Source organism: Nocardiopsis sp. TNDT3 (assembly GCF_003427465.1).
In the GTDB taxonomy this organism is placed as follows: Bacteria; Actinomycetota; Actinomycetes; order Streptosporangiales; family Streptosporangiaceae; genus Nocardiopsis; species Nocardiopsis dassonvillei.
Genome location: NZ_QPFC01000675.1, coordinates 1 through 10,456, shown reverse-complemented (window position 1 = coordinate 10,456; position 10,456 = coordinate 1). Strand labels below are relative to the sequence as shown.

At 71.5% G+C, this 10,456-nt stretch carries 10 protein-coding genes; 7 read left to right on the top strand and 3 right to left on the bottom strand.

Annotation, left to right across the window (positions count from 1 at the left end; translation table 11 throughout):
• From DQW06_RS16955 to DQW06_RS16945, 3 genes are all read left to right on the top strand, one after another.
• A partial coding sequence (locus tag DQW06_RS16955; RefSeq protein WP_157983465.1) for a DUF4192 domain-containing protein occupies positions 1–1,064 on the top strand: 1,064 nt, incomplete at its 5' end.
• A 283-nt stretch (positions 1,065–1,347) separates the two neighbouring features.
• Positions 1,348–3,012, top strand: a complete 1,665-nt coding sequence (gene ettA, locus DQW06_RS16950; RefSeq protein ID WP_013154438.1) for an energy-dependent translational throttle protein EttA — start codon at positions 1,348–1,350, stop codon at positions 3,010–3,012.
• Positions 3,013–3,150: 138 nt separating this feature from the next.
• Positions 3,151–3,672, top strand: coding sequence for a globin (locus tag DQW06_RS16945; protein ID WP_013154437.1), 522 nt, complete (start codon positions 3,151–3,153; stop codon positions 3,670–3,672).
• A gap of 49 nt (positions 3,673–3,721) precedes the next feature.
• On the opposite strand, the gene DQW06_RS16940 is transcribed toward DQW06_RS16945, so the two are convergent.
• Together DQW06_RS16940 and DQW06_RS16935 are read right to left on the bottom strand one after the other, a co-directional pair.
• Positions 3,722–4,165, bottom strand: coding sequence for a thioesterase family protein (locus DQW06_RS16940; protein WP_013154436.1), 444 nt, complete (start codon positions 4,163–4,165; stop codon positions 3,722–3,724).
• Between the two features lie 136 nt (positions 4,166–4,301).
• The gene (locus DQW06_RS16935) at positions 4,302–6,395 is read right to left on the bottom strand and encodes a prolyl oligopeptidase family protein (protein WP_117198896.1); all 2,094 of its coding nucleotides are present in this window, start codon (positions 6,393–6,395) and stop codon (positions 4,302–4,304) included.
• 378 nt (positions 6,396–6,773) lie between these two features.
• Here DQW06_RS16935 and DQW06_RS16930 point away from each other — a divergent pair, with 378 nt between their 5' ends.
• The 4 genes from DQW06_RS16930 to DQW06_RS16915 all read left to right on the top strand — a co-directional run bounded on the left by DQW06_RS16930 (position 6,774) and on the right by DQW06_RS16915 (position 8,339).
• Complete coding sequence (locus tag DQW06_RS16930) at positions 6,774–7,274, top strand: HNH endonuclease (RefSeq protein ID WP_019611059.1); 501 nt, start codon at positions 6,774–6,776, stop codon at positions 7,272–7,274.
• A gap of 173 nt (positions 7,275–7,447) precedes the next feature.
• Complete coding sequence (locus DQW06_RS16925; protein WP_013154433.1) at positions 7,448–7,699, top strand: type II toxin-antitoxin system Phd/YefM family antitoxin; 252 nt, start codon at positions 7,448–7,450, stop codon at positions 7,697–7,699.
• Complete coding sequence (locus DQW06_RS16920; protein ID WP_013154432.1) at positions 7,696–8,109, top strand: type II toxin-antitoxin system VapC family toxin; 414 nt, start codon at positions 7,696–7,698, stop codon at positions 8,107–8,109. Before DQW06_RS16925 ends, DQW06_RS16920 begins: the two co-directional genes overlap by 4 nt.
• A gap of 26 nt (positions 8,110–8,135) precedes the next feature.
• Entirely contained in the window at positions 8,136–8,339 is a 204-nt protein-coding gene (locus DQW06_RS16915; protein WP_041552825.1) for a zinc ribbon domain-containing protein, read from the top strand.
• A 36-nt stretch (positions 8,340–8,375) separates the two neighbouring features.
• Here DQW06_RS16915 and ilvD read toward each other — a convergent pair whose 3' ends face one another.
• Positions 8,376–10,238 (bottom strand): dihydroxy-acid dehydratase, encoded by a 1,863-nt coding sequence (gene ilvD, locus DQW06_RS16910; RefSeq protein WP_013154430.1) that lies wholly within the window; start codon positions 10,236–10,238, stop codon positions 8,376–8,378.
• Between the last annotated feature and the right edge of the window lie 218 nt (positions 10,239–10,456).

Here is a 10,456-nt window from a genome sequence, read left to right as displayed (position 1 = left end):
GCGGGCCGGGGCCGACCGGCCCCGCGGCGGCGGGCGCGGCCCTCACCCTCACCAACCCGACCGACATCATCGCGACCCTGCCCTACCTGGTGGGCACGCCGCCCGATCCGGGGATCGTGGTCCTCGCCGTGCGCGACAAGGGCGTGCACTCGGCGTTCTGCGCGGACCTGGAGCGCCTGGCCGCCTCCGGCGACCCGTTGGAACGCGCGGTCGTCCCCGTGGACATGGCCGTCGCTGAGGGCTGCACCGCCCTGGTGGCCGTGGCCTACGGGCCGCCCGAACGGGTCACGCCCTACGTGGACGGGATCCTGTCCGCCGCCCGGAGCCGCGGCCTGACCGTCGTCGACGCCCTGCGGGTCACCGGCGGCCGGTACTGGTCCTACACCTGTGCCAGGGCCGACTGCTGTCCGGTGGAGGGGACCGTGGTCAACGTGGACCGCTCCACCGTCCCGGCCAGCGCGGTCCTGCACGGGATCGTCCCGGTCCAGCCGCTCTCCGGGGTCACGGCCGAGATCGAGCGGGTGCGGGAGGTGCTGCGGCCCGTGCACGGTTCCGAACGCGCCGCGATGGACGTGGTCGCCGAGGAGGTGCAGGCGCGCGCCCGACGGCTCCTGGAACAGGGGATGCGGGGCTCGCTCACCGACCGCGGTCTGAGCGCCGTGCTCGCGGCGGTGCGGGCCGAACGGGCGGGCCGGGGCGTCACCGACCGGGAGGAACTGGCCTGGCTGGGGGTCTACCTGGGTGAGATCCGGGTGCGTGACGAGGCGTGGGCGCGCATCACCGCCGAGGCGGCCCCCGTGCACCAGGAACTGTGGGCCAGGGTCACCCGCCACCTGCCCCGGCACCAGCGCGCGGCGCCCGCCTCGCTGCTGGCGGTCGCCGCCTGGCAGCGCGGGGACGAGCCCCTGGCCGCCGCGGCGCTGGAGGTGGCCCTGGCCGCCGACCCCGGCTACTCCATGGCGGTGCTGATGAGCCGGGCCCTGGCCTGGGGGCTGCCCGTGGAGCGCTGGCGTGAGTTCACGCCCCGCTGGCTGCGGGCGAGGAGCCAGCGGCCGCAGGAGTGAGGGGACGCGGCCTTCGCGGGCGCGGCCGGGCCCGTCCGGCGGACCCCACCGCCCCGATCCGGCGGGACCCCTGTACGGAACCGGGTCCCACTCCCCGTGCGGAACGGGCCCCGCCTCGGCCGTGGGGCGGTGGCCTTGTGGCCGCGACGGAGGCCCCGGACCGGCCTCACCGCCCCGGGCCGTGGAGCCGCGGCCTTCTCGGTCGCGACCGCCGCCCGGAACCGGCTCCCGCGGGCCCGGGCCATGGCGGGGGCATTGGCCGCGACACCCTAGGCTTGGACTCATGCCGGAGTACATCTACACCATGAACAACGTGCGCAAGGCGCACGGCGACAAAGTCGTCCTGGACAACGTTTCGGGGTCGTTCCTGCCCGGAGCCAAGATCGGCGTCGTGGGCCCCAACGGTGCGGGTAAGTCGACGCTTCTGAAGATCATGGCCGGCATCGAGCAGCCGTCCAACGGCGAGGCGAGGCTCATGCCCGGTTTCACCGTCGGACTGCTCGCGCAGGAACCCCACCTCGACCCGGACAAGACCGTCCTGGAGAACGTCGAGGACGGCGTCGCCGAGACCAAGGCGATGCTGACCCGCTTCAACGAGATCGCCGAGCAGATGGCGACGGACTACTCCGACGACCTGCTCGAGGAGATGGGCAAGCTCCAGGAGCAGCTCGACCACCGGGGCGCCTGGGACCTGGACAGCCAGCTGGAGCAGGCGATGGACGCGCTGCGCTGCCCGCCCGGCGACGCCTCCGTCACCCAGCTCTCCGGTGGCGAGAAGCGCCGCGTGGCCCTGTGCAAGCTCCTGCTGGAGCAGCCCGACCTGCTGCTGCTCGACGAGCCCACCAACCACCTCGACGCCGAGAGTGTGAACTGGCTGGAGCAGCACCTGGCCAAGTACCCGGGCACCATCATCGCGATCACACACGACAGGTACTTCCTGGACCACGTCGCCACGTGGATCCTGGAGCTGGACCGGGGCCAGTTCTACCCCTACGAGGGCAACTACAGCGTCTACCTGGAGACCAAGCAGGCCCGCCTGAAGGTCGAGGGGCAAAAGGACGCCAAGAAGGCCAAGCGGCTCAAGGACGAGCTGGAGTGGGTCCGCTCCAACGCCAAGGCCCGCCAGACCAAGAGCAAGGCCCGCCTCCAGCGCTACGAGGAGATGGCCGCCGAGGCCGACAAGACCCGCAAGCTGGACTTCGAGGAGATCCAGATCCCGCCGGGCCCGCGCCTGGGCAACACCGTGGTCGAGGTCAAGAACCTCACCAAGGGCTTCGGCGACCGCGTGCTCATCGAGGACCTGAGCTTCTCGCTGCCGCCCAACGGCATCGTCGGCGTCATCGGCCCCAACGGTGTCGGCAAGACGACGCTGTTCAAGATGATCGTCGGCGAGGAGACCCCCGACCAGGGCAGGATCAACGTCGGCGAGACCGTCGAGATCTCCTACGTCGACCAGTACCGCGGCCGCATCGACGACACCAAGAACGTCTGGGAGACCGTCTCCGACGGCGAGACCTTCATCCAGGTCGGCAAGGTCGAGATCCCCAGCCGCGCCTACGTCGCCGCGTTCGGCTTCAAGGGCTCCGACCAGCAGAAGCCGTCCGGTGTGCTCTCCGGCGGTGAGCGCAACCGCGTGAACCTGGCGCTCACCCTCAAGCAGGGCGGCAACCTGCTGCTCCTGGACGAGCCCACCAACGACCTGGACGTGGAGACCCTCGGCTCGCTGGAGAACGCGCTGCTGGACTTCCCCGGCTGCGCCGTGATCACCTCCCACGACCGCTGGTTCCTCGACCGCGTCGCCACGCACATCCTCGCGTGGGAGGGCGACGCCAACTGGTACTGGTTCGAGGGCAACTTCGAGTCCTACGAGAAGAACAAGGTCGAGCGCCTGGGCCCGGACGCCGCGCGCCCGCACGCGGTCACCCACCGCAAGCTCACCCGCGACTGACCGGCCGGGGCCGAGCGCCCCGCGCCGAGCGGTGCCCAGGGCCCGCGGCCGGATCCCCGATCCTGCCGCGGGCCCTCGCGCTCCCGCGCCCCGGCGGACGACTCGTCCGGGCCGGGGCGGTCGCATACCCTGGTGGCGATGACTTCCGCGCGCGATTCCCAGCAGAGCGCGGGCGACGAGCCCGTGCAGATGACGTTCTACGAGGCCGTGGGCGGTGAGGAGACCTTCACCCGCCTGGTCCGCCGCTTCTACGAGGGGGTGGCCGACGACCCCGTGCTGCGGCCCATGTACCCCGAGGAGGACCTCGGCCCCGCCGAGGAGCGCCTGCGCCTGTTCCTCATCCAGTACTGGGGCGGCCCCCGCACCTACAACGAGCAGCGTGGCCACCCCCGGCTGCGCATGCGGCACGTGCCGTTCCGCATCGGCGTCGCCGAGCGCGACCTGTGGCTCACGCACATGCGCGCCGCCGTGGACTCCCTGGACCTGCACGAAGCCCTGGAGCGCCAGCTCTGGGAGTACATGGTCATGGCGGCGCACAGCATGGTCAACGTGCCCGAGGAGACCACCGCTCCCGAGGTCGCCAACCCGACCCGGGTCTCGGTGTCCGCCAAGGGCGACGACGGGGACGACGGCGAGGCCGTCACCATCTCCCTCAAGTGATCCGAGGCGACACGGCCGCCGGGACCGGGCCGCCCGGTCCCCGCGGCGCTCAGGCGTAGTCGGCGAGGAAGGCGCGCTCGACCTCGTTGAGCCGCCGGGCGCGCTGCGTGGGCACGTCGAAGCCGACCAGCACCGTCCTGGCCCGCAGGTACACCGTGGTCTCGTCCCGGATCTCGTAGGCCAGCGTGAAGCTGGCGTTGCGCACCTCGGTCACCCACAGCTCCACGCGCACCGGCTCGGAGCGGGGCAGCAGCGGGGCCGCGTAGTCCGCCTCCTGGCGGGCCACCACCATGGCGCCGAAGACCTCGTCGCCCTCGACGGCACCGCCGTAGCGCAGGAAGGACACCCGGGCGTCCTCCAGGTAGGTCAGCATCCGCACGTTGTTGACGTGGTGCTGCGGGTCGAGGTCGGCGTAGCGGACCTGCGCGAGGTGCACGTGCCTCCGGGGCTCGGCCGTCCGGGTGTCGGCGGCTCCGGTCTCGGTCTGTGTCACGTCCGGATCCTCTCGCGCTGTTCTCCTGGGGGGCGGTCCCCTCGATTGTCTCAACGCTTCGCGGAGGAACGGGCGTCCCCCGGTGCCCGCCCCCTGTGTTGTTGCTCTCGCGGGGGCGGACACCGGGGAGGGGACCTCAGTCCACGCGGAGCCCCAGGTAGTGGGCGAGGAAGGCCAGCTGCTCGGAGTTGAGCGCCACACTGCGGCTCACCGACCGCGAGCTGTGGCCCACCTCCGACTCCCGGCGCAGCAGGATCGGCCGCTCCTCGGGCGCGGCCCCCGTGGCGTGCTGCATCAGCGCGCACAGCTTGCGCGCGTGCAGCGGGTCCACGCGGGTGTCGTTGTCGAACACGGTGAACAGCGTCGCCGGGTAGCGGGTGCCCTCGCGCACGTTGTGGTAGGGCGAGTACCCCAGCAGCCACCCCAGCTGCTCGGGGTCGTCGGCGGTGCCGTACTCGACGTTCCACAACTGGCCCAGTCCGAACCGCTCGTAGCGGACCATGTCCAGCAGCGGGGCCGAGCAGACCGCGGCGGTGAACAGGTCCGGCCGCTGCGTGACCATGGCCCCCACCAGCAGTCCGCCGTTGCTGCCGCCCATGACGGCCAGCTGCCCGGGGTCGGTCACCCCGGTGGCGACCAGGTGCTCGGCCGCCGCCGCGCAGTCGTCGAAGACGTTCTGCTTGTCGGCGAACATGCCCGCCCGGTGCCACTCCTCGCCCTCCTCCAGTCCGCCGCGCAGGTTGGCGACGGCGTACACGCCGCCCGCGCGCACCCAGGCCAGCGCCACCGCCGAGTAGGCGGGAGTGAGGGAGATGCGAAAGCCCCCGTAGCCGTACAGGATGGTCGGCCGCGGTCCTTCGGCGGGCGCCTGGGGCGAGACCACGAGCATGCGCACCGCCGTGCCGTCCCGGGAGGTGTAGGTGACCTGCTCCACCCGCACGTCGGGCAGGTCGATGTCACCGGGGGCGTCGGCCCACAGCGACACCTCGCCCGAGAGCGCGTCGTAGCGGTACACCGACGAGGGGTGGGTGTTGTCGGTGTAGCCGAACCACGCCTCGTGCCCGCCCTCGGGGCGTTCGAGCAGCCCGGTCACGGTGCCCAGGCCGGGCATGTCCAGCCCGCCCAGGAGTTCGCCGGTGGCCAGGGCGTGCCGGGTGATCTCGCTGACGGCGTGGCGGCTGCGCGAGACCAGCAGTTCGGGCCGCTCCATCCCGGGGCCGTCCAGGACCGCGTACCCCTCCAGCACCGCCTCGGGGTCCTCCGGGACCAGAGTGGTCCAGTTCCCGTAGCCGGGGTCGGCGGGGTCGGCCACGCACAGGCGTCCGCGCGGGGCGTCCCGGTCGGTGAACAGGTACAGGCGCCCGTCCCGGCCCACGTGCGGGTACAGGGAGGCGTCCACGCCTTCCTGGAAGGGGACCAGGCGCGGCGCGTCCAGGCCGCCGTCGGACAGGTCGGCGATCCACGCGTCGGTGGCCGCCGAGGTGCCGCGGTTGGCCAGCAGCACCAGCCAGCGCCCGTCCCGGCTCACGACCGGGGTGAAGTACTCGGTCTTGTCGCGGCCCTCGCCGAAGACCAGGGTGTCCTGCTCGGCGGGGGTGCCCAGGCGGTGCAGGTAGACGCGGCGGTGGTAGCTCTCCTCACCCTCGGGCACCTGGTCCCGGGGGAGCCGGCGCACGTAGTAGAAGGCGGAGGAGTCGGGCAGCCACGCGATCGGGCTGTACCGGACCCGATCGACGGGTCCGTCCACCAGGTCTCCGCTGGCCACGTCCACGACGCGCAGCACCGACTCCTCGTCGCCGCCCTCGGAGAGCTGGTAGGCCAGGAGCGCGCCGGAGCGGTCGGGCTTCCAGGCGTCCAGTGTGGTCAGACCCTGGGGGTCGAGCGCCCCGGGGTCCACCAGCACCCGCTCGGGGCCGTCGCCGTCCTGGACGTAGAGCACACCGTGCTCCTGTTCGGCGGTGCGGCGGACGAAGAAGCGGCGCTCACCCCGCCACACGGGCGCCCCGACGCTTCCGGCGCCCAGCAGGGACCGCACCTGGTCGGCGAACCAGTTCCTTGTGGTGAACCGTGATGAGACCTCGGTGTACAGGGCGTCCTCCGCGGCAGCCCACTCCTTGGTCTGCGCCGAATCGCCGTCCTCCAACCACCGGTAGGGGTCACCGACCGTGTGACCGTGCAGGTTCTCGATGATGTCCAGCCGTGCGGCCTGGGGGTAGCGGAGTTCACGCATACTTCGCACCCTATCCACCGACATCCACCCCGATGTGTCCGGCGCGGCGCCAGTGTGAAAAGGAGCGCCGCCAGCGCACAATGGAGCCGGGAAAAGGGGGAACACGCGGTTTCTGGGCGGCCCAGCGCAAATTGGGGTGGCGCCGGAGCGGTCCGACCACGCAAACTGAATGCGGGACGCAACTCGGCGGGACCACCGGGAGGTCCGTGTGGCAAGGCGTACGGAACCATCGATCCTCGGATCGGTGCACAGGGAGGTCTCCTGGCTGGCCGATCGGCTGGCCGGGGAGGAGACACGGCCGTCACAGACGACGGCTGGGGCGACGCGATGAGCGCCCGAAGCAGCCGGGAGGGTGGCACAGGCACCGCCCGCCGCCACGTGCTGCTGCTCAACGCCAGCTTCGAACCACTGACGACACTGCCCCTGCGCAGGGCGATCCTGCTCGTCCTGAGAGAGAAGGCGGAGGTCGTCCACCAGGACGACGCGGGCGCGATACTGCACTCGGCGACGCGCTCCTACGACGTGCCGTCGGTCATCCGGCTCCGACGCTACATCAGCGTCCCCTACAGCCGCAGAGTGCCCCTCACCAGGGTCGCCCTCATGCGGCGCGACAGGCACACCTGCGGATACTGCGGCAAGAAGGCCGAGACCATCGACCACGTCATCCCGCGCAGCCGCGGCGGCGCGCACGTGTGGGAGAACGTGGTCGCCGCGTGCAAGCCGTGCAACCACCGCAAGGCCGACAAGTTCCTGGACGAACTCGGCTGGGAGCTGCACGTGACCCCCAAGGTGCCCAAGGGGCCCCACTGGCGCCTGATCAACGGTGACCTCCACGGCGACCCCCAGTGGGAGCCGTACATGGCCCACCTGGCCGCCTGATCCGGCGGAGCCGGGACCTCGCGTCCCACCCGGCACCGCCGCCGACCCCGACCGCCCTCCGGCGCACGCGCCGGGGGGCGGTCGCGTGCTCCCTCGGCTCTTCCCCCGCTACGGTGCGGAACGTCCTCCATCTTCTGTCCAGACAGTCTAGACTGTAACCGGAGGTGGTTGCTGTGAGATGGCAGGTACAGGAACTGAAGCAGCGCACCAGTGAGGTGCTCCGTGCGGTGGAGAGTGAGGGCGACCAGATCATCACACGCCACGGGCGTGAGATCGCGGTACTGGTGGACATGGAGGAGTACCGCAGGCTGAAGGGGGAGTCCGGAGGTTTCAAGGAGCTTCTCGGTTCCGTGCCTCCGCTGGACGTGCTCGACGAGGTCCGTGCCCCGGATCTCGGGCGCGAGATCGACTGGGGCGAACGTTGAGCTTCCTCCTTGACACGAACGTCCTGTCCGAACTGCGTCGGCGCGAGCCGGACCCGGGGTTCCTGAGGTGGTGGGACGAGGTCGAGGACTCGGACCTGTACATCAGCGCACTCGTGGTGGGAGAGATCCGGCTGGGAGTCCGCAAACTGCACCACCGGGGCGACCGTTCCCAGGCGGAGCGGTTGTCCGACTGGCTCGACCGACTCGTCCGCGCCTACGGAGACAGGGTCGTCCCCGTGGACGTGGGAGTCGTCCTCGAATGGGCGCCGATGAACGTTCCGGATCGGATACCCGTGGTCGACGGTCTGATGGCGGCCACCGCCAAGCACCACGGGTGGACGTTCGTCACCCGTAACACCAAGGACGTCGCGAACCGTGGAGTGCGGCTCCTGAACCCCTTCACGGGATGAGCCGGGCGCGGTCGTATCCTGACCGCATGCCCAGATACGACTTCCGCTGCCGCGAGTGCGGCGACACCTTCGAGCTCTCCCGTCCGATGGCGCGGGCCGGTGACCCGGCGGCCTGCCCCCAGGGGCACGGCGACACGGTCCGGCTGCTGTCCACCGTGGCGGTGGGCGGACGCGCGTCCGCCCCCGCGCCCTCCGGTGGAGGGTGCTGCGGGGGCGGCTGCTGCTCCTGAGGGTGGGGCGGCCGCGCCGCCCCACCTCCCGGTCCGCTACTTCTCGACCTGGGACACGTCGCGCGCGGCGCCGGTCGAGGCCGAGGTCGCCATGGCCGCGTAGGCGCGCAGAGCCGCGGTCACCGGCCGCTGTCGGTCGCGCGGCCTGAACCGGCCCAGCTCCTTGAGCAGGCGCTCGCGGCGCGCGTCGAGCTCCTCCGCGGAGACCTCCAGCACGATGCCCCGGTTGGGGATGTCGATGCTGATGACGTCGCCGTCCTCCACCAGCGCGATGTCACCGCCCGCGGCGGCCTCGGGGGAGGCGTGGCCGATGGACAGCCCCGACGTGCCGCCGGAGAAGCGGCCGTCGGTGATGAGGGCGCACGCCTTGCCCAGGCCGCGGCCCTTGAGGAAGCTCGTCGGGTACAGCATCTCCTGCATGCCCGGACCGCCCTTGGGGCCCTCGTAACGGATGACCACCACGTCACCGGGCTCGATCCGCTTGTTGAGGATGCCGTCCACGGCGTCCTCCTGGGACTCGAACACCTTGGCCGGTCCGGAGAAGGTCCACAGCTCCTCCTCCACGCCCGCGGTCTTGACGATCGCGCCGTCCGGGGCGAGGTTGCCGAACAGCACCGCCAGGCCGCCGTCCTTGGTGTAGGCGTGCTCGACGGAGCGGATGCAGCCCTTCTCCCGGTCGGTGTCCAGGGTGTCCCAGCGGGTGTCCTGTGAGTAGGCCTTGGTGGTGCGCTTGCCGCCGGGGGCGGCGTGGAACAGCTCCACGGCCTCGGGTGAGACGGTGTCGGAGACGATGTCCCACTCGGCGATGAACTCGCCGACCGTCTTGCCGTGCACCGTGGGCAGGGAGGTGTCCAGCAGGCCGCCGCGGGCCAGCTCGCCCAGGATGGAGGGGATGCCGCCCGCCCGGTGCACGTCCTCGATGTGGTACTTCTCGGTGTTCGGCGCGACCTTGCACAGGCACGGCACCCGGCGCGAGACCGCGTCGATCTCGGGCAGGCCGAAGCCGACGCCCGCCTCGGTGGCCGCGGCCAGCAGGTGCAGGATCGTGTTGGTGGAGCCGCCCATGGCCACGTCCAGGGCCATGGCGTTGCCGAAGGCCTCGGGGGTGGCGATGGACAGCGGCAGGACGGAGGAGTCGTCGTCCTCGTAGTAGCGCTTGGCGGCCTCCACGACCAGGCGTCCGGCGTCCTCGTACAGGGCGCGGCGGGCGGTGTGGGTGGCCAGCACGGTGCCGTTGCCGGGCAGGGCCAGGCCGATCGCCTCGGTGAGGCAGTTCATCGAGTTGGCGGTGAACATGCCCGAGCAGGAGCCGCAGGTCGGGCAGGCGGCCTCCTCCATCTCGTCCAGCTCGGCCTGGGAGACGCTCTCGTCGGCCGCGGCGATCATCGGGTTGATCAGGTCCAGCTTGCGCACGGTGGTGGCGGTGCCGTCGACCACCGTGACCTTGCCCGCCTCCATGGGGCCGCCGGAGACGAACACCGTGGGGATGTTCAGGCGCAGCGCGGCCAGCAGCATGCCCGGGGTGATCTTGTCGCAGTTGGACACGCACACCAGGGCGTCGGCGCAGTGCGCGTTGACCATGTACTCGACCGAGTCGGCGATCAGCTCGCGGCTGGGCAGGGAGTAGAGCATGCCGCCGTGGCCCATGGCGATGCCGTCGTCCACGGCGATGGAGTTGAACTCGCGGGGGACGCCGCCCGCCTCGCGGACGGCGTTGGCGACGACCTCGGCCACCTCGCGCAGGTGGACGTGGCCCGGCACGAACTCGGTGAAGCTGTTGGCCACGGCCACGATGGGCTTGCCGAAGTCCTCGCGCTCCACACCGGTGGCGCGCATGAGGGCGCGCGCGCCGGCCATGTTCCTGCCGTGGGTGACGGTGCGTGAGCGTAGGGCTGGCATGGGGCGGGCTCCCATCGTTACGGGTGTTTCCCCTCGATGGTAGTCCTTCGTCGCACCGCTCTGGTCTCGTACTGGAAGACGGGCCATCCGGATCGTGAGACGCCCGTGGTGGGAAGGCCGGGCCGCGGCCGGTGCGGGGGAGCGAGAAGCCCCTGGAAACAGGAGGGCCCGGGTGCCACGGCGCTGTGGTCCGTCCCGGGCCGGGGTGGCGTCAGGGG

What these genes read in the sequence shown, in the direction of transcription:
- ettA (WP_013154438.1), top strand. Translation starts at nt 1,348, where the DNA reads ATGCCGGAGTACATCTACACCATGAACAACGTGCGCAAGGCGCACGGC.
- DQW06_RS16945 (WP_013154437.1), top strand. Translation starts at nt 3,151, where the DNA reads ATGACTTCCGCGCGCGATTCCCAGCAGAGCGCGGGCGACGAGCCCGTG.
- DQW06_RS16935 (WP_117198896.1), bottom strand. Translation starts at nt 6,395, where the DNA reads ATGCGTGAACTCCGCTACCCCCAGGCCGCACGGCTGGACATCATCGAG.
- DQW06_RS16915 (WP_041552825.1), top strand. Translation starts at nt 8,136, where the DNA reads ATGCCCAGATACGACTTCCGCTGCCGCGAGTGCGGCGACACCTTCGAG.
- ilvD (WP_013154430.1), bottom strand. Translation starts at nt 10,238, where the DNA reads ATGCCAGCCCTACGCTCACGCACCGTCACCCACGGCAGGAACATGGCC.